This is a genomic window from Streptomyces sp. NPDC005262 (assembly GCF_042872425.1).
GTDB lineage: Bacteria > Actinomycetota > Actinomycetes > Streptomycetales > Streptomycetaceae > Streptomyces.
In genome coordinates this window covers 1-21771 of sequence record NZ_JBIAKK010000015.1, presented here as the reverse complement: position 1 = coordinate 21771, position 21771 = coordinate 1, and the positions used below count along the sequence as shown (strand labels likewise).

The window sequence follows — 21771 nt, the reverse complement described above, 5'->3', positions numbered from 1 at the left end:
CAGTACGTGGCGGGCTGTGCGGGGTGGTGCACCGGCCGCGACTACTGCGGGGGGTTGCCGTGCTTGCGGGACGGCAGATCGGCATGCTTGGACCGGAGCATCGCGAGCGAGGCGATCAGCACCTCGCGCGTCTCGGCAGGGTCGATGACGTCGTCGACCAGTCCGCGCTCCGCGGCGTAGTACGGATGCATCAGTTCGGCCTTGTACTCCTTGACCATGCGGATCCGCATGGCCTCCGGGTCCTCGGCGTCGGCGATCTGCCGACGGAAGATGACGTTGGCGGCACCTTCGGCGCCCATGACGGCGATCTCGTTGGTGGGCCAGGCGTACGTCAGGTCGGCACCGATGGACTGGCTGTCCATCACGATGTACGCACCGCCGTACGCCTTGCGCAGGATCAGCGAGATCCTCGGCACCGTGGCGTTGCAGTACGCGTAGAGCAGCTTCGCCCCGTGCCGGATGATTCCACCGTGCTCCTGATCGACGCCGGGCAGGAAGCCGGGTACGTCCAACAGAGTGATGATGGGAATGTTGAATGCATCACACATCTGGACGAAGCGGGCCGCCTTCTCGGACGCCTCGATGTCCAGGACACCCGCCAGGGACTGCGGCTGGTTGGCGACGATGCCGACGACCTGACCGTCGAGCCGGGCCAGGGCGCAGATGATGTTGCGGGCCCAGCGCTCGTGGACCTCGAGGTAGTCGCCGTCGTCGACGAGCTCCTCGATGACCTTGTGCATGTCGTACGGGCGGTTGCCGTCGGCGGGCACCAGGTCGAGCAGGACGTCGCCGCGCCGGTCGGCCGGGTCGTCGCTCGCCACGGTGGGCGGGTTCTCCCGGTTGTTCGACGGGAGCATCCCGATCAGGTAGCGGACCTCGGCGATGCAGGTCTCCTCGTCGTCGTACGCGAAGTGCGCCACGCCCGAGGTCTCGGCGTGCACATCGGCGCCGCCCAGGCCGTTCTGCGAGATCTCCTCGCCGGTGACCGCCTTCACGACGTCCGGTCCGGTGATGAACATCTGGGAGGTCTCGCGGACCATGAACACGAAGTCGGTGAGGGCGGGGCTGTAGGCCGCGCCGCCCGCGCACGGGCCGAGCATCACGCTGATCTGCGGGATGACACCGGAGGCCCGGGTGTTGCGCTGGAAGATGCCGCCGTATCCGGCGAGCGCGCTGACGCCCTCCTGGATCCGGGCCCCTGCGCCGTCGTTCAGCGAGACCAGCGGGGCACCCGCCGAGATCGCCATGTCCATGATCTTGTGGATCTTCGTGGCGTGGGCCTCGCCCAGGGCACCGCCGAAGATCCGGAAGTCGTGCGCGTAGACGAAGACCGTGCGGCCCTCGACCGTGCCCCAGCCGGTGATGACACCGTCGGTGTACGGCTTCTTCTCCTCCAGGCCGAACCCGGTCGCCCGGTGCCGGCGCAGCTGCTCGACCTCCTTGAACGAATCCGGGTCCAGGAGCAGCTCGATGCGCTCACGGGCCGTCAGCTTGCCCTTGGCGTGCTGCGCCTCGGTCGCCCGGTCACTCGGTCCGCGCCGTGCCTGCTCACGCAGTGCCAGCAGTTCGGCCACCCGGCCACGGGTGTCGGTCGGCTCGCCCGGGGTTTCGTCCACAACGGTCATGTATCGACCCTACGAAGCCGACCAAGAGAAACGTGCCGTCGACTCTGCACAGTCTCCCGACCCGTTTCCTGGTGGAGCCGGACAGAACCCTTGCGCCATGCAGGCGAACCACCAGCCCACGACCGTCTCCGTTTGTGCGGGCTCCACAAAGGCTCACCTGTGTCGTACCGCACATACCGGTAGTTCCCGGGGTGCACACCGGTGGGTCCCGGGGCATCCGCCGCCCGCGCCTCCTGCGCCTGCCGGATTTCCTCCGGACGGCCCACGGCCGGTTCGCCCAAGTGGGTGATGGCCGGCCGCTCGGCCTCGCGGAAGGGGCTACGCACGGCTGCGCTCCGGCCCGACCTCCGGGTCGTACGGAGGGAGCGGGACCCGACAGAGGCGGAGCCGGCCGCTCATCCGCCACTCCCCGCACCGCCCTGGCGGACACGGCGGAGCCCGGTGAGAATACCCCGGCCTTGACGGAAGGGGGTGGGGCCGGGACCAGGCCCCACCCCCTTACCGTTCACCACTCACTGCCGGCTCGTTCAGCTTCCGCAGTGGAACCGTGCGTCGCCCCAGTCCGCGTGGTCGTTGCCGTTGCCGTCACCGCCGTCCGCGACGACCAGTTCGACGTACTTCGCGCCGGTGACGTCCGCCGTGAGCGACCAGGCGGTGTCGGCCGCCTTGAGGACCGGCGACTTCACCTTCTCCGTCCCGTCTGCCTTGACGCTGAACTGCACACTTCCCGCGGTCTTCTGCACATCGTCCACGCCCACCTCGGCGGTGAACGACGTGCACCTGCCGCCCAGGTAGTAGCGGATGTTCGCCGGGGCGTGGCTGCCGAGGCCCTTGGCGTAGCCGGTGCCGCCGATCGTCAGCGGAGTGCCGTCTCCGGCGCCCGTCTCACCGTTGGAGAGATCGCGCTCGACCGGTCCCCAGCCGTTGCTCGACGCCGTCCAGTCCAGGTCGCTGGCCCAGCTGTCCGTGGTGGGCGGCGGCGGCAGGGTCCGTACGGACGTCTGCGCACCGAGGGTCCGCCTCGCCCCGCCGACCGTGTACGACGCCTCGGCGCCCAGGCTGTACGTCCGGTACTCGGCGTCCACCGGCGGGGTGACCTGCCAGCTGCCGGTGGCCTTGGCGCCCGCCGCCACGGAGTCGAAGGTGATGGCGCCCACAGGCTCCGCCTTCCAGCCGTCGGGGACGGTGAGGCCGACCGACACGTCGGTCGCGGCCGTCGCCTCGTAGTTGGTGAAACTCGCCTCGACGACGTTGGCCGTGCCCGGCTCCAGGGTCTCGGCGGCCGGGTCGACGCTGAGCGTGCCACAGGCGGCCAGCTCACCGGCGGGGGCCTGACCGAGATCGGTCACGGTGAACCCGTCGAGGACGAAGTCGGCGCCCTCGGGTGCGTCGTCGCGCTTGCGGAGCCCGGTCCAGGTGTCGCCGCAGCCCGCTGTGACGGTCTCGGCGAAGTGCCCGGTGGTGCGCTGCTGCCCGATCGCGGTGGTCCAGGTCTCGACCGAGTCGGGGTTGCCCTCGGCCGTGATCCGGTCGTAGCCGTCGACCCACTCGTAGGCGCCGGCGTGGCTGGACTGGTAGTCGTACTCGATCTTGTACCGGTGGCCGTCGGCCATCGGCACCGTCCAGGGCGCGGTCCGGTAGACGAGTCCGCTGTTCTCCTCGTGGGCCTTGAGGGATTCCTTTCCGCCGATCACGTCGTCGACGAGCTTCCCGTTCCAGCCGGCCTGGGTGTACGGGGCGTGCAGCTGGGAGATGACGGTCCGCGGGTCGGTGGAGCCGCCCGCGTCGCCCTTGAGGAAGGGGCCCCAGCCCTGGTCGACGTCCTCGAAGTCCTCGTGCACGACGGTGTTCTTCCTGGTCGCCGGGGCGTTGGAGACGATCCGTACGTCATCCGCCCGCACCGTGGCGGCGCTGCCCTTGGCCGCTTCGATACGGAGCGTGGTGCGGCCGTCCGCGGGGGCGGTGAAGTTCACCTTGGCCCGCTGGAAGTACGTGCCGTGCCAGTCCGAGGCGGCGACGAAGTCCTCGGCCGTGGAGCGGTCCACGGCGACGGACCTGCCGCCGGCCGAGAGCGTCGTGTGCCGGGTCTTTCCGGGCTGGACCTCGATCAGCGCGGAGGCGGTGTAACGAGCGCCGGGCTTCAGGCCGGAGATGCGCTGCGCGACGGCGGCCGTGCCGTCGCCGGAGAGCTTCGCGCTGTTGCGGCCCTGGCCGTCGGTGTCACGGGCGACGGTGCCGGTCTTCGACCAGTCGTCGAGCCCGTTGTCGTTGAAGCCGGGGTCGTCGACCGCGCTGCCCTCGCCCCACTCCGGGTCGGCGGCGGCGGGTGCGTGTTCCGGGTAGAGGACGTACGGCTGTCCGGCGGTGGCCGTCAGCGTGATCTTCCCGTCGACGGGCCGGACCGTGCCGGTCCTGACCCGGCCGTTGTCGGTGAGTTCGTAGACGGTGTACGCGCCCTTGGACGGCACCGACCAGCTGCTCGTGCCACCGGACCTGCTGTAGTGGTACAGCTTCTTGCCGCCGTCCCACGGCAGCAGGTAGTCGGTGCCGCTGAGCACCTTGCGGCCGTGGTCGTAGAAGGTCCGTCTGCCGTCCTCGACCGTGCCCCGGACACCGCCGGTGAAGGTGATGTCGTTGCCGTCCCAGCGGGTGATCTTCTGCTGCTGGAGGTACTTGGCGGGCAGGTTGCGCTGCCAGATGTTGTCGTAGAAGGCGTTCCAGTCGGTCTCGCCGGTCCAGCCCTCGAACTCGTCGATGGCGGTCTGGCCGAGGACCGGGTCGTTGTTCCAGACGTCCTTCTCGCTGTTGCGGATGAACCGGATGATCCGCGAGTTGAGGCCCTTGTTGGTGGCGCCGCCGTAGTCGAGGTCATTGGCCCAGTGCGACCAGAGCGAGCCGCGCTCGAACTTGTCGGCCCACTCGGTGGCGACGTTCCAGCCCTGCTTCTGCACGGACTGCAGGGTCTTGTCGGCGATCCAGCCGTGCGTGTAGTAGACGTCGATGTAGAGCAGGCTGAGGTTGGGGTCGGTCTCGTCACGCAGCTGCTGGAAGCGGCGGGCCAGGTCGCCGCTGTTGATGTCGCTGCGCTGGTCGATGTAGTAGCTCTGGCCGAGCCAGTTCCACCCGGGCTTCGTCTTGTCGACGAGCTTCTCGTCGAAGGCGTGGGCCTCGGGGTACGCCTCGGTGGCGTTGACGTGGACGCCGAAGGTGGCGCCCCACTTCTTGCCGTCCTTCAGCAGGGTGTTGAGGTCCTTCAGACCGCCGGCGCGCTTGTTGTAGTCGCCGCCGTAGTCGGGGTGGGCGGAGTCATGGCCCTCGGAGGCGTACCCCTTGAGCAGCGCCAGCTGACCGAGGCCGTCGGTGGCGAGCGAGACCCGCTTGACGTCGTCGAGGGTGCGCAGGAAGGGGTGGGTGGCCTGGCTGGCGAAGTTGAACGGGATATGGGTGATCACCCGGTTCGCGGTGTCGTCGCTGCCGGGCGCGGTGACGCCGATCGTGCGGAACGCGACGGCGCCGTCCTGCCAGTCGACGGTCCTGTCGCCGTTGGCGTCGGGGGTGACGACGACCTTGGCCCAGGGCAGGTTCGCGCCGCTCTCCGGCTTCGGTGCGCCGTCCCCCCGGTAGGTCCACTGCCCGGACCAGACGCCGACCCGGACGGTGCCGTCTTCGGCCTTGCGGGCCTGGTGCCAGAACCGGGCGTCATCGCCTGCGGTGGCTCCGGACGGCTTGTCGTACGAGGAGTTGGACTCGACGGCCGCGGCGAGCGAGCCGGTGTTGACGATCGCGTACGAGGCACCGACCGGCGCCTTGTCGGCGGCGGTGTCCGCGGAGACCCGGGCGAAGACGTCGGCGGTCTTCGTCGAGTCCGGGTCGAGACGGGTGAACGCGGTGGCGGCGCCGGTCTCCGTGGAGCCGACGGAGACCAGGTCGTGGCCGGGGATGTCGATGGTGCCGACCCGGAACGTCTCGGTGTCGCGGACAGCCGTCACCTTGAAGGTGGTGGTGCGTCCGGCTACCGAGAGCGAGGCGTCGATCTCGACGCCTGGCAGGTCCGGGAAGGTGAGCGTGTAGCGCGCGGTCGTGGCGGTGACCTCGGGCGCACCCTTCGGCTGCACCGCGTGCGCGGCACCGTTGAGGGTGACGGCGGTGACCGGCTGTGTACTGCCGAGCAGTTGGCCGCCGCCGGCCCGGTCGGTGTACGACAGGACGCGCGGGAAGTCGTCGGCGACAGCCACCGAGAGCTGCGGTGATCCGATGACGGCGGCGTCCGCGGGGACGGCCGTGCCGGCTGCGGCGGGGGGCGGGGCGGCGGCTGTGGCGGGGAGTGCGGTCCCCACGAGCGCCAGGACGGCGGCTGAGGCGGCGGCGACAGCGCCCGCCGAAGTGAATCTTCGCGACATGTGCCCTGAGTAGTCCCCATGTCGGGACACCGTCAACGACGTGGGACTCCGACGTGCGTGCCAGTCCAACAACCGCGGTGCGTAAGTCCAAGTAGCCGATGCGCGGGCCGAGGTGGGTGCGGTGTTCACTTCCTGACCGCGCAGTCAGGTTCAGCTTCGCAACTGTCCGTCAATTGCCGTTCACGCGCGATGAGTTGTGAAGAATTCTCATTCTTGAGAGCGCTCTCAGCCGCAAGTCTTGACGCCCGCCGCGACCGTCACGAGAGTGGTGCGCACCGCGGACGCCCCCGGTCCTCCTTCCCGCACGGTTGTCCCGTCCGCGGCCCCCCACACACTCCGGGAGTCCCCTCGTGATTTCGCGCAGACTGTTCCTGACGGGCGGCGCCGCCGCCTCCGCCACCGCGCTCACCTACCCCCTCTGGGGCAGTGCTCTGAGCCCGCGCGCCTCCGCTGCCCCCGCAACCTGTGAACTCGCCCTGGTGAACCGTTCGTTGCCCGGACGCGTCAACGCCTATGTCACCGGCCATGAGCAGGGCACCGACCGGTGGGTACTGCTGCGGGCCGACGGCAGCGTCTACCGCCCCGACTCCCCCGCCGCACCGCAGACACCGCTGCCGGTCGACTGCGCCATTCCGCTGAACGGGGAAGGCGGTGCGCCCATCGTGCTGACGCTTCCTCAGATGTACGGCGCGCGTGTCTACTTCGTACGCGACGACACCCTCACCTTCTATCTCAACCCCGGCCCCGCCCTGGTCGAGCCGGCGTTCGCGACGTCCACGGACGCCAACTACGGGCGCACCTGGTCGTTCTGCGAGTTCACCTTCAATCCTCAGCAGCTGTACGCGAACATCAGCTACGTCGACCTGGTCACCGCGCTGCCGATCGGCCTGACCCTGGAGGGCGACACCACGCACACCGTGGCACCGCTCCCGGACGGCGCGGTGCAGCGGATCGCCGACGGTCTCACCGCCCAGGCGGCCGCCGACGGGCAGCCGTGGGACAAGCTGGTGATCCGTGGCGGGGACGGCAACGTACTGCGGGTGATCTCGCCGCAGAATCTGATGGCGCCGTTCTTCGACCGACCCGACCAGATGCCGCTGCGCGATGTGTTCACGTCCTACATCGACCAGGTCTGGGAGAAGTACCGCTCGACCGATCTGCGGATCGATCTCCAGGGCGGCCGCGGTGTACGCACCGGCCGGGTCAGCGGGGACCTCCTGACCTTCGACGGCGGACACACCTTCACCAAGCCGGTCTCCAAGGACATCTTCACCTGCAACCACGGGCCGTTCACGAACAACCCGGGCGACTCCGACGACAAGAAGGCCCTCCTGGCCCGGCTCGCATCCGGCTTCAACCGCTCCCTGATGCTCACCCACCCCGACCAGCCGAACGGCACCTCTTCGGCCGACTACTACCAGGGCACGGCGACCAACCACTGGTCACGCGTGGTGCACGCGAGCACCCCGATCGGCTACGCCTTCCCGTACGACGACGTACGCCCCGACGGCCAGCCGGATGTCTCGGGCGCCGCCAACGACGGCAACCCGCGGCGCTTCACGGTGAGCGTGGGGGCCTGAGGCGCAACCCGGACCGGTAACGAGAAGTGCGCCCGCCGCGACGACGCGGCGGGCGCACTTTCACGTCCTCCGGCCCGCGGTGGCGGAGCCGGGAGCGGTCGCCTTCACAGAGCGGCCATGACCGTGAACGGCGCGAGGGTCAGCAGCGCGCTCACGGGCCAGTACAGCAGGGAGTCGAGTGCGACCCTGCGCCTCACGGGGCGGTTCGCGAGCCACCACACCAACGCGAACAGCGCCAGCACCGGCGTCGCGAGCACCACCCAGGGCAGCATGCCGTCGTTCTCCGTCGGATCCCGCTGGGTCCAGCCCATGGCCGCGAGGGGCCAGTTCGAGGCGAAGTACCACAGCAGGAAGGCCGGAACGACACCGGGAATCCCCAGCAGCAGGTTCACGGCCACTGCTGTCACTGACCACTTCCACATGCGCCCAGTATTCACGCCCCTGACGGTCCCACTGGATCCGCGGCAGCTGCTTGCCGATCTCCAGCACGTCGCAGGGACCGGTCCGGGCTTCTTCCCCGGCCTGAGCAGGCACCCGCACCTCGGGCTGTGATCAACGCCACATGCACACCACTGGTCACTCTGTGCTCGCCAGTGTACGAACCACCTCCGCGACACCACCGTTGCGCGGTTTGGCCGAAAGTCGCCTCGGCCGGCCGCTCGCCGAGATCGTCGAAGAGCGTCGAACGCCTTGGGGCGCGGGGGCCGGGTCGGCCGCTCGAAGGTGCAGACCAGTAATCGAACATGCGATCGAGTAGGCCAGTATTGTCGCTGACATCCATGGAGAAGCGACGGGGAAGCGGTCGAGAAGCACAGGAGAGGCGCAATTCCCGTACATAAGCCACTCATCCCGGTGACCTGTCACTCTTGGTGACATCCACCGGTTGCCCCGTGCGGCAATGCGCGCCGAAAAGGCCTTCTCGCCACCGCCCCGGCTGATTTAGGTTCTGGTTGTCGCGAGGAGCCCGGGGATTGGCTGCTTGCGAGGGCGGGCAATTGCCGGGATCCAACGGGGGGTTCATTCATGCGTGCCATCAGTGACGAGCCATTCACTCACGTGCCATACATCGCCGTGCCAGGCGCGGCCCAGGGTCCCTCACCCTCCTCGCGGATGCCCTGAAACCGGCGCCGTATTCAACTCCTCTCCGGGGAACATCCCGGGGCGCCGATTCCACTGCCCGGGATGTTCCGCCCGGACCGTGCGGCGCCCGGATCGGCACCACGGCCGTCCCGGTCGCGGTCCTCGCCGGCCAGGCGGCCTCTGACCTGCACTCCTCGCGTCCCGCACCGTTCAGCCCGGCACCACCCTGCGGGATTCCCGGCAGGCCGTACCGGTCGGCGGACACCCGGCCCGACGCATGTCCGGGCCATTTCCCGGTCATGCCTCGATACCGAGATCACCCTGTTTTTCCGGGCACTTGTGCCCCGTCCCGTTCTTGTGTTCGCGTGAAAGGAACTCGATGGCTGACGAAATGGTGATTCGCGCCCAAAGATTCATCAACACCACGTACGGGAATGGCACCACTCTCGGCATACCCAAGCTGGACGAGAACGGCCAGACCGGCTGGACCGTCATGTACGCCCTCACCCGTGCTCTGCAGTACGAAATGGGCATCACCGCGCTGTCCAACAGCTTCGGTCCGGCCACCCTGTCGGCGCTCCAGGAGAAGTACGGCAAGCTGGACGAGACCACCATCCCGTCGGCGAACTTCTGCCGCATCATCCAGTCCGCCCTGTACTGCAAGGGCTATGACGGCGGTGACATCGACGGCACGTACAACTCCCGCGTCAAGGACGCGGTGGTGAAGCTGAACCAGAACATGGGCGTGGACGGCACCTATCCGGGCAGCGCCCTGTGGCCGAAGGTCGTCAAGGGCCTGTTCAACATGGACGCCTACGTCACCGTCAACAACGGTTCGGACACCATCCGTTCCATCCAGCAGTGGCTGAACGGCCGGTACGTCCTGCGCAAGGACTTCTACATCATCCCGTGCGACGGCCATCACTCCCGTGACGTCGCCAAGTCGATGCTGTTCGCCATCCAGTACGAGCTGGGCATGGCCGACGGCACCGCGAACGGAGTCTTCGGCCCCGGAACGCAGTCCGGGCTGAAGAGCCACACGCTGTCGACCGGCGACTCCGGGGTGTGGGTGCAGCTCTTCACCGCCGGCATGGTGCTCAACAAGCGACCGGTGTCCTTCAGCAGCTCGTTCACCTCCTCGCTGGCCGACAGCGTCAGCGTGTTCCAGGCGTTCATGAAGCTCGCCGTCAACGGACAGGCCGATTTCAGGACATGGTCCTGTCTGCTGGTGTCCTACGGCGACCAGACCCGCCAGGGCGAGGCGTGTGACGGCGTCACCAAGATCACCCCTGCTCGCGCGCAGGCACTGAAGGACGCCGGTTACCTCTACATCGGCCGCTATCTGTACAACCCCTCCACCACCGACCTGCCGGAGAAGGAGATCCAGCCGGGCGAGCTCGCGACCATCGAGCAGTACGGGCTGCGCTGCTACCCGATCTACCAGACGTGGGCGCGCTCGGTCGACTACTACAGCCCCGCGCAGGGTGTCACGGACTGCATGAACGCCGCGTTCAAGGCGGAGGAGCACGGATTCAAGCCGGGCTCTCGCATCTACTTCGCGGTCGACTACGACGCGGTGGACGAGGAGGTCACCTCGTACATCCTGCCGTACTTCCGGAGCATCAAGGAGGAGATGGACAACCTGGGCAGCCCGTACAAGATCGGGGTCTACGGCCCGCGCAACGCGTGTGCCCGGATCTCCGCGGAGGGCTACGCGGGCACCAGCTTCGTGTCCGACATGTCGTCCGGCTTCTCCGGCAACCTCGGCTACGCGATGCCGGAGAACTGGGCCTTCGACCAGATCGTCACCAAGGTGATCGGCTCCGGTGACGGCCGGATCGAGATCGACAACAACATCGCCTCCGGGCGCGACACCGGCCAGGGCAGCTTCTATCCTGCCCCGGCCCAGAAGCTCGACATCGGCTTCGACCTGGACTACTGGGACGGTCTGCTCCAGGAGGCCGACGACTACATGGAGTCGATCGGCAGGCCCGGCGGCACGGGGTACCTCTACACCCGGCAGGAATGCCTCGAAACGATCATGAATCACGACGCGGCCATCACGTCGGCGTCCCGCAGGTACCGCATGCGAAAGGCCCTCATCCAGACCTCCGCCTTCTGGGAGTTCTGCCACTACAGCATCAAGGACTACGCAGAGGACGCGGGTGTGGTCCTCTACCACACCGGCGTCATCCCGGACTGGGCCAAGGACCTGTCGGGCGTCACCCGGCTGGTCGACAGCAGCACCGGCATCGCCAAGATCTCGGGGCGTACAGCCATCCTGTCGCGGAACAACTCGATCCGTTCGGGGCTCCTGGAGGGAGACATCCTCGACTCGACCTCCGACGACGACAGATGGACGATGTGGCAGAAGTCCAACCAGGACAACACGTTCAACGTGACCACGGTCCCGCACCTGCACATCTGGGCGGCTGACGGAAAGCAGGGCGACCACGAGGAGACCCCGCAGCGCCGGCCGGCACTGGACTACACCGACTCGGAGACGTTCGAGATCCTGCGCCGCTACCAGGGCTTCGGCGACCAGGCCGTCGCCGACGCGCAGCTGCGGATGCCGCTCTACGCGATCTTCGAGAAGTACAACAGCATCGTCCGCGGATCCTGACCGGTCGTGATATCGGCATCGAACCCCTGGCAGGGGCACAACTTCGCAGTGCTGGTCGCCGTCCTGCTGGCCGGAGTGCCGACCGTGCTGGGCATCGCCGTCTACCTGTGCTCACGGTTCACACGCCGGGCCCGCCTGCGGCGCACCCCGTGCGCCGCGTGGCGGGACGCGTCCCTGGCTACGGCCGCCGTGGCGCTCGCCCTCTATGTCTGGGGGTGTCTCCACGTCCTCTTCCTCGAAGACCAGGAACAGGCCGCGGCGTGCGAGCGGGAGCGCCCGGAGGGAATACCGGCCCTGGTCGGCCGCAGAGGTGACTTCATTCCGCTGCGGCTCGTGTGCGAAGCGTCGAACGGCCGTGACTACTCCGTCGTCATCCCCGACTACATCAACCCCTCCATCGCCGTCCTGCTGCTGCTCGCGCTTGCCTGCGCCCTCGTATCCGTCCTTCTCCACCACAAGCAGCGCACGACAACACGGAAGAAAGGCTGACCTGTTGATCCCCACCGACATCACCCGCAGACACGCCCTGACCGCCGCCGCCGGTGTCACCGCCGCCGTGAGCCTCGCCTCCACCGGTCTTCTCGCCACCCCTGCCGTCGCCGCGTCGAAGCCCCTGCGCAACGACGAACTGAAGGCGGCGCTCCGCCGTGCCCAGGCCCGCAACCGCCGCCTTCTCACCGACCGGCCGTCCACCAACCGGTGGGAGATGCAGAAGGCCGCCGACGACGGCGGCGACATCGTGACCCGTCATGTGGCGGGCACCGGCCTGAAGGTCTCCCTGCGCATGGGAGACACCGAAGCGGTCCTGATCCATGTGATCCGCCGCTACCACTACGAGGTCGACGCTCTCGGCCTGCACGGTGAACCGAACCCGGTCGAAGGATGGGTGGCACCGTCAGCGGTCCGCGACAGCCGGCTCCCGGAGTCGAACCAGGCGTCCGGCACCGCCGTCGTGATCCGGCCGGACTCCTACCCGCCCGGCATGCGGGGCGGTTTCACCGCGGGGCAGCAGTTGATCATCCGTGACATCGTTGCCGACACCGAAGGCGTCGTCCGCTGGGGTGGCGAGGACCGCCGCCCCTACGAGGGCCTGTTCTACCTCACCGTGCGTCCGGGCGACGCACGTCTGGCGCGGGTCGCGGCCAAGCTCCGGACCTGGGACGAGACCCCGGGCGCGGGTGCCGGGGTGGTACCGGACGTGACGGAGCCCTCTCGGCGCCGCCGGGCCGCCCGCTACCGCTGAATGGCCTGACGCCCGAGGCGCCCGTCACCGGCGGGGTTCCACCCTGCCGGTGACGGCGCCCCCGGGGGTCGGCGAGTCTCTCGGAATTCTCGTCCTCGGCCTTCCGGCAACCGCACCGACGCCGTCGGGCCCTGGGGGAGATGAGTAATCAGTCAGCAGTCCGTAGATCAGAGAGGGAACTCATGTCTGCACACAGGATGGGAGTCGTGGGCGCCATCACGGCTCTCGCGATCATGGGAGCGGTCGGCTCCGCAAGCGCTGCCAGCGATGACGGCAGTTGCGAGAGCGGCGAGGTGTGCCTCTACTACAACTCCAACTATCAGGGCGGGGTCTGGGACTCCTACTGGTCGGATGCCGAATACACGAGTGCCGACACCTTCCACGGCACCGGTGGGCAGGTCAACAACAACAGCGCCAGCATCAGGAACAAGGACCCCAAGAACAATTCTCGCCAGTGGCAGTACTACAACTGGACGGGCTGGGCCTTCGTAGTGCTGGCGTACGGAGACCCGAACAACCAGTTCACCCTGTTCGATCCGTACAAGAACGCATTCAGTTCGGGTGAATTCTTCCCGTACGGCTCCTGAATCACCTGAGGTGGCCGCCCTGCTCGCGTCCAGGGCGGCCACCGTCCCCTGACTACTGGATGGTTCGCGTGGATCGACTGAAGAAAGCCGTCGGAGCCGGAATGGTGATTCCGGTGCTGGCAATCGCCGGATGCTCATCCGGTTCCGATAGAAGCGGAAATGAATCCGTACGGGAGCCCGCCATATCATCATTTCCGCGCGTCGAGAACCCGAAGACGCTTTCTTTCCCCTTGGACAAGTACCGTCTGCTGACTGATAACGAGAACCGGAGAACTGTTGGCTCCGCCCTCAAGATCCTTCGAACGGACTGCATGGGACGGTTCGGGTTCGAGTTCCACGATGCGGAGCCGGCCGCACCGGTCGAGTTCAACCACGAACGGCTCTACGGGGTCGCCGATCAGCGCACTGCGAGGCTTTACGGCTATCACAACCCGAGGGGCGGGGTCGCGCAATCAAAGGCTCAGTCGAATCTGACGGCATCGGCCGAAGCGGTGCTGGTCGGGGAAGTAGAGGCGTACAAGGGCACTGATGTCCCCAAAGGGGGTTGTGCCGGAGACGCCGTACGCAAGGTCCACGCCGGCAGCCCCGGCATGACGAGTGCGGACTCCCAACTCCCGGACAGGCTCATTGCCGAGGCGAGCCTGCGGGCACAGAAGGACAGCCGGGTCAGAAAGGCTTTCAAGCGCTGGAGCGAGTGCATGAAGGAATCGGGGTATCGCTACGATTCCCCGACCGCGGTGCTCAGGGATGCCCGTTTCGCCCAGTCGCCCCAACCGGCGCAAGAAGAGATCGGCACCGCCGTGGCGGACGTGGAGTGCAAAAGCAAGAATAATGTGATCGGGGTGTGGTCGACCGTTGAAGTGGCTTATCAGCGTCGACTCGTGGAAGATAATCAACTCGCTCTCAAAAAGATCGAGGACGATATTTCCATGCAGGTGAAGAATGCCTACCGAGTTGTTGGGCGAGAGGGATGACAAGCACGCTGCCCGACGGCTTCGCGCGTAGGCGCCTGTGGGTCATCTGGGGTGTGACAGGAGCTGTGGTCCTGTCGGCAGCCGGTGTGACCGCAGGTCAGCTGATCAGGTCACCGGCACAGGCCATCGCCGACTCGGCGGCCCCGCCCCCGAGCACGCTGACCGCCCAGGTCGAGTACCGCACACTGAGGGACTCGGTGATCGTGCGCGGCACGGTGAAGGCCGCGCAGTCCGTCGACGTGGCCCCGGCGGTCGGTGGTGCGGGCATCGGGTCACCCGTGGTGACGAAGCTGCCGGTGAAGGCCGGACAGGAACTGAGACCCGGTCAGCTGCTGCTGGAGGTATCGGGTCGCCCGGTGTTCGTGCTCAAGGGGAAGCTTCCGGTCTACCGGGATCTCAAGCCGGGTGCCGAGGGCGATGACGTCGCACAACTCCAGTCGTCCCTGGCCGACTTGGGATACAGCACATCCGGTGACGGGAACGGCTATTTCGGCCCCCGTACCAAAACCGCGCTGTCCGCTTTCTACGAGAGTGTTGGTTACGATCCGCTGTCCGCCCAGACGGACGGCGACTCGGCTGTCAACAGCGCCGAGGAAGCGGTGACCGCCGCCGAGCGGATTGCCGAAGATGCCCAGGATGCGCTGAAGACTCCGTCGTCCGCGTCTGCGACCCCTGCTCCTGGCAGCTCGCCCGAAGCGGACGGCGGGAAGACGGACCCCTCGTCGGCCAAGGCCGGGGCGGCGGGGGCGGAAGACCCTCGCAAGCAAGCGACGCGCGCTCAGGAGGATCTGCGCAAGGCCCGTGAACGGCTGGCCGAGGCCGAGGCCGAGTCGGGTCCGATGCTGCCCGCCGCCGAGGTCGTCTTCGTCGACCGGTTCCCGGCGCGGGTGGAGAGCGTTGCCTCGCGGGTGGGCACCAGGGTCACAGGTACCGTGCTGACGGTCTCGGCCGGCGAACTGGTGGTGAACAGCTATCTCCAGCAGCACGAGAAGGGGCTCGTCCGGCCCGGACAGCACGTCGAGATCCTCTCCGAACTGACCGGGACGACCGCCACCGGCACGGTCGCATCCGTCTCCGACACCGTCGCCCAGGAGGCTCCCGCCGACGGTGACCCGCAGGACGGCGACAACGGGACGCCGGAGGCCAACGGCTACCTGATGCTGGTGAAGCCCGGCAAATCCCTGCCGACGCAGCTGGCGGGCCAGGACGTGCGGCTCACCGTGCGTGCGGCATCGACCAAGGGAAAGGCACTGGTCGTTCCCGTTTCCGCCGTCTCGGCCGGTGCGGACGGCGAGACCTACGTGACGGTGCTGGAGAAGGACCGCACGCGCCATCGCGTGCCGGTCACCACGGGTACGACGGGCGACGGCTACGTGGAAGTCAGACCGGTCTCAGGTGCCCGCCTGTCGGCCGGGGACCGTGCCGTGACCGGCGTTCGGGCCGGTGTGTCGCCGCTCTCGCAGGAGCGGCCATGACCGGGCGTGACGCACAGCCACCGGTGATCGAGCTGAGGCAGGCCGCCCTGACGTATCCGGGGCCGCCCCCTGTGCGAGCGCTGCTGCCTTGTGATCTGACCATTCACCGCGGTGAGTTCGTGACGGTCGTCGGACCGTCCGGCGCCGGGAAGTCCACGCTCCTCAACGTGCTGGGGCTGCTGGACGCGCCCACAGAGGGTGCGTATCTGCTGGACGGCATCGACGTGGGCGGGCTGAGGGACGCCGAGCGTACGGCGCTGCGCGGTCAGCGCATCGGATTCGTCTTCCAGTCCTTCCACCTGATGCCTCACCGTTCGGCCTGGGAGAACGTGGCTCTCGCCCTGGCATATCGCGGAACCCCTCGGCGGGAACGCATGTCGCGCGCCCGCCAGGCGCTGGACGGGGTCGGGCTGGCTCATCGTCTGCAGGCGATGCCGACGAGGCTCTCCGGCGGGGAACGTCAGCGGGTGGCGATCGCCCGCGCGCTGGTCGGACGCCCGTCACTCCTGCTCTGCGACGAGCCCACGGGGAACCTGGACACATCGACGGCTGATTCGATCCTCGGCCTCCTCGACGAACTGCATCGCACCGGCATGACGATCGTGGTGATCACACACGACCCCGCGGTGGCTGAGCACGGTGAGCGGACCGTGACCGTCAGGGACGGGCTCATGAGTGAGTCGGTGCGGGTATGAGACTCCGCTTGTCCAGGGCTCGGCCGCATCGCCCCCGGGTGGTCCGGCTGTCACGCCTGTCGTGGCGCGATCTGTTGTCGGAGGCCCTGGCCGGAATCCTTCAGCGGCCCGCCCGATCCGCTCTCACCTCGGTCGGCACCGTGCTGGGCGTGGGGACGTTCGTGGCCATCCTCGGGCTGACCGCGACGGCTTCGTCACAGATCGACGAGCGCTTCAACGCCCTTTCGGCGACCGAGGTGACCGTTGAGGACATCTCCCGCGAACAGAACCCGTTCGTACAGATGGGCTTCCCCGCCGACGCGGACCGGCGGGTGGAACGGCTGAATGGCGTGGAACACGCCGGTGTGTACTGGCCCGTGGATCTCGGCGAGGATCAGAGCGTGCGCTCGGCCCCGGTCGGCGGCGGTGCCGACCGCAGCCAGATCCAGGTCGTGGCGGCGTCCTCCGGCGTCCTCGAAGCCGCGGAACCCTCCCTCGTCGAGGGGAGGGTCTTCGACAGCTGGCACGACCGGACGAAGCAGCAAGTGGCCGTCATCGGCGCCGCGATGGCCTCCCGGCTGGGCATCACCACCCTGGAGACCCAGCCGGCGGTGTTCATCGGCGACGAGTCCTTCGTCGTCATCGGCATCGTCGGTGACGTCCGGCGCAAACCGGACCTCCTGCTCTCGGTGGTCGTACCCCGGTCCACCGCACAGGAAGTCTGGGGCGTCCCCAAGGGCAACGCCGAGATGCTCATCTCCGTCCGTGCGGGAGCCGCTTCCCAGGTCGCCTCCGAGGCGTCCGTGGCACTCGACCCGGCCCATGCCGACTACTTCAAGGCCGTCCCGCCCCCCGACCCGAGGACTCTGCGCTCCGACGTCAGCGGCGATCTCGACCAGCTCTTCCTGCTGCTCGCGGCGATCTGCCTGTTCATCGGCACCATCGGCATCGCCAACACGACGCTCGTGGCCGTTCTGGAGCGCACGGGCGAGATCGGGCTGCGCCGTGCGCTCGGTGCGAGGGGAGGGCACATCACCGTCCAGTTCCTTTCGGAATCGGGGGCGTTGGGGGCGCTCGGAGGACTGATCGGCACCTCCCTCGGGACGCTGACCGTCGTGGGTGTCGCGGTCGCCCGTCAATGGACTCCGGTCATCCACCCCATGACCGTCCTCATGGCCCCTGCCATCGGGCTGGCCACCGGGTTGGCCGCCGGCCTCTACCCGGCCTGGCGCGCCAGCCGCATCCAGCCCGTCGAGGCACTGCGGCGATAGCCGGTGCGGTCCGGGCAGCCGGGCCGGCTGACGGCGCGTGCCCCCGTTCCGGTGGGAACGGGGGCACGCGTGCGAGCGCATGCGGTCAGCAGCCGCCGCAGTTGTAGTAGAGGACGTCCCAGTGGTTGCCCTCGTCCGCGTAGATGTTGCCGGAGCCGGACTGGTACTGGGGAGCGCCGTCACCACGAAGCCCTATGTAGCTGAAGGCGTTGTGGATGTAGTTGGTCAGGCAGGTGGACTTGCCGTAGTCGAGCTTGTAGCCGTTCCAGTGCGAGTACGTACCGCTGGCGTGCCCGGTCTCGGTGCCGCCGGTGATGTTCAGCGCGCAGCCGGTGGCGCTCTTCAGCGTCTGCGCCCCCTGGGCGGTTGCGAGGTTGAGCTGCTCGAAGGACGTGCAGGTGGCGTTGTTCCGGTTCGAGCAGCCGCCGGAGGACGACCAGGTGATACCGGACGAGCTGAACCGGGACGTGGCCTGTGCGTGCGTGAGCTTCGTGACGGCGTGGGCCTCGGTGGCGCCACTGCCGAGAACGCCGATACCGGGGGCGAACAGCGCGCCGAGGACCAGGGCGAGGGCGGTCAGGACGGGGCGCAGTGTCATACGGGACACCATGGGGGACTCCTCCTGCTCATGACAACAAGGGCAGGGAGATAGTGCCCGAGTTCTACGCGCGTCCGCCAGAGGGCATCGGGCGTCGGCGCGGTGAACGCCACCACCCCTGTGGGACGCACCACCGAAATCAGTCGACCCCAGATGTTGAACTTTGAACAAGGTCCGGCTACAGTCGATGTCGTTGAAGGTTAAACAATGACCTCGACCCCCGCTCGATCACGTCCCCCGAGGAGGAGCCATGGCTCTGTTCAACCGCAAGTCCACCGCCGCCCCGTCCACCACCGCCACCGCCGTGGACCCGGCCCTGGCCGCGCTGACCGGCACCTACACGATCGACCCGTCGCACAGCAGCATCGGCTTCACCGTGCGTCACGCCATGGTCACCAACGTCCGCGGCTCCTTCGGCGACCACGAGGGCACGCTGACGCTGAACGGCGACAACCCGCACCACTCCACCGCTTCCATCGACGTCAAGATCGCCAGCGTCGACACCGGCATCGCCGACCGCGACGGCCACCTGGTCAGCGGCGACTTCTTCGACTCCGAGAAGTTCCCGCTCATGACGTTCCGCTCCACCCACGCCGAGCAGCTCGGCGGCGACCGGTACCGCATCACCGGTGACCTCACCATCAAGGACGTCACGCGTCCGCTCGCCATCGACCTGGAGTTCAACGGCTCCGCCACCGACCCCTACGGCAACGAGCGCGTCGGCTTCGAGGGCGGCGCGGAAATCCTCCGCTCCGACTGGGGCCTGACCTGGAACGCGGCGCTGGAGACCGGCGGCGTGATGGTCAGCGACAAGGTCAAGCTGAACTTCGACATCTCCGCGATCAAGGCCGCCGCCGCGCAGGCCTGACCCTCGGAAGCACTTCGACTCGAGCGCGCCCGCCTTCCACTCCCCGGCCGGGGGGGAAGGCGGGCGCTCGGCATTTCCCTCCGAAGCGGTTCCAGCGCTTTCCGGTGACGGGAGTACTAGGGTCTGCGGCGTGGCCGAGCCGTCCTACCTTCGCGAAACCCGGGCGTCGTACGACACCGTTGCCGTCGACTACGCCGAGCTCGTACCCCCCGCATTCGAGGCCGATCTGCTGGGGCGCTCGATGCTGGACGCATTCGCCGAGCTCGTGCGGGGAGCCGGCGGCGGCCCGGTCGTCGACGTGGGGTGCGGGCCCGGCCACGTGACAGCGCATCTCCGCTCCCTCGGCCTGGCGGCATTCGGTGTGGATCTGTCGCCGGGGATGATCGAAGTGGCCCGCCGGGACCACCCGGGTCTGCGGTTCGACGTCGGGACGATGACGGCCCTGGCTTCGGCGGACGGCGCGCTCGGCGGCATCGTCGCCTGGTACTCGATCATCCACACGCCACCGGAAGTACTGCCGACGGTGTTCACGGAGTTCCACCGGGTACTGGCCCCAGGTGGCCACCTGCTGCTCGGCTTCCACGTCGGCGACGAACGAAGGCGCAAGGAGAAGGGGTACGGCGGCCACCCGATGGCCCTCGACGTCCACCTGTTGCCACCCGACCGCATTGCCGGGTCCGCGACCCGCGCCGGGCTCGTGGTGGACGCCACGCTGATCCGTGAGTCGGAAAGCACGCCCACTCCACAAGCCTGCCTTCTGGTGCGCAAACCGCGGAATTCATAACCGTCGGACGGCAGCGGCACGAGTCGGGCAGGCCACGCGTCACGGCATCAATTCCTCGGCGTGCCGGCATTTCCTGCGACGCCCGGGCAGCCTGTGGGAAATCCGCGAAGCCGTCGCGCCGCTCGACATGCGGACAATTCCGGTTCTGCGCACTGCGCGCTCCGGACACGCATGCGCCAGAGTCATTTGATGAGCAGTCAGTTCGCGACGCAGGCTCCTTGTCGCACGTCACTCCCTTTCCCACTCTTCGAAAGTTTCGACACTTCACCGACTCAAGTCGGATCCTGCACGACTCCTTGACACCCAGTAATCAGCCCGTTTACCGTCACCGCCACAGCGTGCGTGGATCATTGTGATGGAGGGGACGCAGTCCATGGCCCGAAAGTTTTCGATCGCCGGCCTGACCGTAACGGTGGCTCTCGCGGCCACGGTGGCGACGGCCTCTGCTGTGGGAGCCGTGGGCACGGAGGGCGCCCACAAGGCACCGGGTCTGTCCGTTGACGCAAAATCGCAGCAATTGAACAACCACTGGGTGAATACCTGGACGTCGATGCCGCAGTTGACCGAGCCCTCCAATATGCCGCCTGCGCCGTTCACGCAGGACAATCTGGCCCTCGCCGACAGCACCCTGCGGCAGACCGTCCACATGGCGGTCGGCGGACGGCAGATGCGACTGCGCTTCTCCAACGCGTTCGGAGGTGCGGCGCTTCCCATCACCGCGGTCTCGGTCGCACTTCCGGCCGGCGGGCGGGCCGGCGACAGCGCGATCCAGTCGGGGACCTCCCGGAAGGTGACCTTCCACGGCCGGTCGTCGGCGGTCGTTCCGGTCGGGTCGGAGATCGTTTCGGACCCGCTGGACTTCAAGCTGGAGCCCGGGTCCAACCTTTCCGTGACCATGTACCTGGCCGAGGGCCAGGCGTCCGACTCCATCACCTCGCACCCCGGTTCCCGGACCACGTCATTCATGCAGGCCGGCAACCATGTCGAGGACGCGGACCTGGCCGGAGCGGCATCGACCGCTCACTGGTACTTCCTGAGCGGCGTCGAGGTGTGGTCCAGGAGCACCACTGCGGCGGCTGTCATGCTGGGCGACTCGCTGACCGACGGCCGGGGCTCCATCACCAACATGAACAACCGCTGGCCGGACCAGCTGCAGGACAGGTTGCGGTCGCACCGGGACACCGCCGACACCGCGATCCTCAACCAGGCGGCCGGCGGCAACCGGGTGCTGAACGACGGCCTGGGTCCCAACGCCCTGTCCCGGGTGGACCGTGACGTATTGTCACAGAGTGGAGTCGAGTGGCTGCTCGTCTTCGAAGGCGTCAACGACATCGGAACGGCTGATGCCTCGGAAGCCGCCCAGAAGCAGGTGGCGGACGATCTGATCGCGGCCTACGACCAGATCATCGTCCGGGCGCACACGCACGGTATCCGGGTGTACGGGGCGACGCTGACGCCCTTCGGCGGCAACACGCCGTACGACGACCCGGACGGATACCGGGAGCAGGCCCGGCAGACGGTCAACAAGTGGATTCGCACCAGCGGCCGGTTCGACAGCGTGATCGACTTCGATCGCGTGGCGCGCGACCCGCAGCAGCCGCGACAACTCCTGCCGGCGTACGACGACGGCGACCATCTGCACCTGAACCCGACCGGCTACAAGGCCCTGGCCGATGCCGTTCCGTCCTGGCTGTTCCGGCAGGAGCCGCTTCCGCAGGGCTTCGGCTTCAACTAAGGGCTGTCCCGTAATCCCTGGTGGATCAGCGCGCGGCGTCGGATGCGGTGCATCGCAAGGCGGAGGGGCGTGCTCATGCTGGACGTATTCGGGCGTTCCGACAACGCAGCGAGGTGCCGTAGCCGTCGTCGTGCGCCCGCCAGGGTTTGCGGGACAGCCCTTAGAACTCCTAACGAAATGATCTTCGAGGTGGTTGGATCACTCCGGGACTGATGATCCGGGGGTGTGGGGTGGCTCGGCCGAAGCCGTGGGAT

At 67.9% G+C, this 21771-nt stretch carries 16 protein-coding genes; 12 read left to right on the top strand and 4 right to left on the bottom strand.

Annotated features, from left to right (window positions below; genetic code table 11):
* Nucleotides 1-41: 41 nt before the first annotated feature.
* Nucleotides 42-1625 carry an acyl-CoA carboxylase subunit beta gene (locus tag ACFYP5_RS29360; RefSeq protein ID WP_389041650.1) on the bottom strand — a complete coding sequence of 528 codons (1584 nt, stop codon included), beginning with the start codon at nucleotides 1623-1625 and terminating at the stop codon, nucleotides 42-44.
* A 527-nt stretch (nucleotides 1626-2152) separates the two neighbouring features.
* Nucleotides 2153-6025, bottom strand: a complete 3873-nt coding sequence (locus ACFYP5_RS29355) for an endo-alpha-N-acetylgalactosaminidase family protein (protein ID WP_389041648.1) — start codon at nucleotides 6023-6025, stop codon at nucleotides 2153-2155.
* 350 nt (nucleotides 6026-6375) lie between these two features.
* Here ACFYP5_RS29355 and ACFYP5_RS29350 point away from each other — a divergent pair, with 350 nt between their 5' ends.
* On the top strand, nucleotides 6376-7605 hold the full coding sequence (locus ACFYP5_RS29350; RefSeq protein ID WP_389041646.1) for a glycoside hydrolase family 64 protein: 1230 nt from the start codon (nucleotides 6376-6378) through the stop codon (nucleotides 7603-7605).
* Between the two features lie 104 nt (nucleotides 7606-7709).
* Here ACFYP5_RS29350 and ACFYP5_RS29345 read toward each other — a convergent pair whose 3' ends face one another.
* Nucleotides 7710-8027, bottom strand: coding sequence for a hypothetical protein (locus tag ACFYP5_RS29345; protein WP_389041644.1), 318 nt, complete (start codon nucleotides 8025-8027; stop codon nucleotides 7710-7712).
* Nucleotides 8028-9064: 1037 nt separating this feature from the next.
* Between ACFYP5_RS29345 and ACFYP5_RS29340 the strand changes: the two genes are divergently transcribed.
* The 8 genes from ACFYP5_RS29340 (at nucleotide 9065) to ACFYP5_RS29305 (ending at nucleotide 17532) form a co-directional block, all read left to right on the top strand.
* Nucleotides 9065-11308 (top strand): glycoside hydrolase domain-containing protein, encoded by a 2244-nt coding sequence (locus tag ACFYP5_RS29340; RefSeq protein ID WP_389041642.1) that lies wholly within the window; start codon nucleotides 9065-9067, stop codon nucleotides 11306-11308.
* A 6-nt stretch (nucleotides 11309-11314) separates the two neighbouring features.
* Nucleotides 11315-11797 carry a hypothetical protein gene (locus tag ACFYP5_RS29335; protein WP_389041640.1) on the top strand — a complete coding sequence of 161 codons (483 nt, stop codon included), beginning with the start codon at nucleotides 11315-11317 and terminating at the stop codon, nucleotides 11795-11797.
* 4 nt (nucleotides 11798-11801) lie between these two features.
* Nucleotides 11802-12551 carry a hypothetical protein gene (locus tag ACFYP5_RS29330; RefSeq protein WP_389041638.1) on the top strand — a complete coding sequence of 250 codons (750 nt, stop codon included), beginning with the start codon at nucleotides 11802-11804 and terminating at the stop codon, nucleotides 12549-12551.
* A 182-nt stretch (nucleotides 12552-12733) separates the two neighbouring features.
* Nucleotides 12734-13138: a peptidase inhibitor family I36 protein gene (locus ACFYP5_RS29325; RefSeq protein ID WP_389041636.1), complete on the top strand. Its 405-nt coding sequence runs from the start codon at nucleotides 12734-12736 to the stop codon at nucleotides 13136-13138.
* Between the two features lie 68 nt (nucleotides 13139-13206).
* The gene (locus tag ACFYP5_RS29320) at nucleotides 13207-14112 is read left to right on the top strand and encodes a hypothetical protein (protein ID WP_389041634.1); all 906 of its coding nucleotides are present in this window, start codon (nucleotides 13207-13209) and stop codon (nucleotides 14110-14112) included.
* Nucleotides 14109-15587 (top strand): peptidoglycan-binding protein, encoded by a 1479-nt coding sequence (locus tag ACFYP5_RS29315; RefSeq protein WP_389041632.1) that lies wholly within the window; start codon nucleotides 14109-14111, stop codon nucleotides 15585-15587. The genes ACFYP5_RS29320 and ACFYP5_RS29315 overlap by 4 nt, the downstream gene beginning before the upstream one ends.
* Nucleotides 15584-16282: an ABC transporter ATP-binding protein gene (locus tag ACFYP5_RS29310; RefSeq protein WP_389041630.1), complete on the top strand. Its 699-nt coding sequence runs from the start codon at nucleotides 15584-15586 to the stop codon at nucleotides 16280-16282. The genes ACFYP5_RS29315 and ACFYP5_RS29310 overlap by 4 nt, the downstream gene beginning before the upstream one ends.
* Nucleotides 16279-17532, top strand: coding sequence for an ABC transporter permease (locus ACFYP5_RS29305; protein WP_389041628.1), 1254 nt, complete (start codon nucleotides 16279-16281; stop codon nucleotides 17530-17532). The genes ACFYP5_RS29310 and ACFYP5_RS29305 overlap by 4 nt, the downstream gene beginning before the upstream one ends.
* An 85-nt stretch (nucleotides 17533-17617) precedes the next feature.
* On the opposite strand, the gene ACFYP5_RS29300 is transcribed toward ACFYP5_RS29305, so the two are convergent.
* Nucleotides 17618-18142, bottom strand: coding sequence for a hypothetical protein (locus ACFYP5_RS29300; protein ID WP_389041626.1), 525 nt, complete (start codon nucleotides 18140-18142; stop codon nucleotides 17618-17620).
* A 238-nt stretch (nucleotides 18143-18380) separates the two neighbouring features.
* On the opposite strand from ACFYP5_RS29300, the gene ACFYP5_RS29295 reads away from it, so the two are divergent.
* The 3 genes from ACFYP5_RS29295 to ACFYP5_RS29285 all read left to right on the top strand — a co-directional run bounded on the left by ACFYP5_RS29295 (nucleotide 18381) and on the right by ACFYP5_RS29285 (nucleotide 21517).
* Nucleotides 18381-18998: a YceI family protein gene (locus tag ACFYP5_RS29295; RefSeq protein ID WP_389041625.1), complete on the top strand. Its 618-nt coding sequence runs from the start codon at nucleotides 18381-18383 to the stop codon at nucleotides 18996-18998.
* A gap of 130 nt (nucleotides 18999-19128) precedes the next feature.
* Nucleotides 19129-19782, top strand: a complete 654-nt coding sequence (locus tag ACFYP5_RS29290) for a class I SAM-dependent DNA methyltransferase (RefSeq protein WP_389041623.1) — start codon at nucleotides 19129-19131, stop codon at nucleotides 19780-19782.
* A gap of 373 nt (nucleotides 19783-20155) precedes the next feature.
* Nucleotides 20156-21517, top strand: a complete 1362-nt coding sequence (locus tag ACFYP5_RS29285; protein WP_389041621.1) for an SGNH/GDSL hydrolase family protein — start codon at nucleotides 20156-20158, stop codon at nucleotides 21515-21517.
* Nucleotides 21518-21771: the final 254 nt, after the last annotated feature.

What these genes read in the sequence shown, in the direction of transcription:
- ACFYP5_RS29360 (WP_389041650.1), bottom strand. Translation starts at nt 1,625, where the DNA reads ATGACCGTTGTGGACGAAACCCCGGGCGAGCCGACCGACACCCGTGGC.
- ACFYP5_RS29355 (WP_389041648.1), bottom strand. Translation starts at nt 6,025, where the DNA reads ATGTCGCGAAGATTCACTTCGGCGGGCGCTGTCGCCGCCGCCTCAGCC.
- ACFYP5_RS29345 (WP_389041644.1), bottom strand. Translation starts at nt 8,027, where the DNA reads ATGTGGAAGTGGTCAGTGACAGCAGTGGCCGTGAACCTGCTGCTGGGG.
- ACFYP5_RS29340 (WP_389041642.1), top strand. Translation starts at nt 9,065, where the DNA reads ATGGCTGACGAAATGGTGATTCGCGCCCAAAGATTCATCAACACCACG.
- ACFYP5_RS29325 (WP_389041636.1), top strand. Translation starts at nt 12,734, where the DNA reads ATGTCTGCACACAGGATGGGAGTCGTGGGCGCCATCACGGCTCTCGCG.
- ACFYP5_RS29315 (WP_389041632.1), top strand. Translation starts at nt 14,109, where the DNA reads ATGACAAGCACGCTGCCCGACGGCTTCGCGCGTAGGCGCCTGTGGGTC.
- ACFYP5_RS29310 (WP_389041630.1), top strand. Translation starts at nt 15,584, where the DNA reads ATGACCGGGCGTGACGCACAGCCACCGGTGATCGAGCTGAGGCAGGCC.
- ACFYP5_RS29305 (WP_389041628.1), top strand. Translation starts at nt 16,279, where the DNA reads ATGAGACTCCGCTTGTCCAGGGCTCGGCCGCATCGCCCCCGGGTGGTC.
- ACFYP5_RS29300 (WP_389041626.1), bottom strand. Translation starts at nt 18,142, where the DNA reads ATGGTGTCCCGTATGACACTGCGCCCCGTCCTGACCGCCCTCGCCCTG.
- ACFYP5_RS29295 (WP_389041625.1), top strand. Translation starts at nt 18,381, where the DNA reads ATGGCTCTGTTCAACCGCAAGTCCACCGCCGCCCCGTCCACCACCGCC.
- ACFYP5_RS29285 (WP_389041621.1), top strand. Translation starts at nt 20,156, where the DNA reads ATGGCCCGAAAGTTTTCGATCGCCGGCCTGACCGTAACGGTGGCTCTC.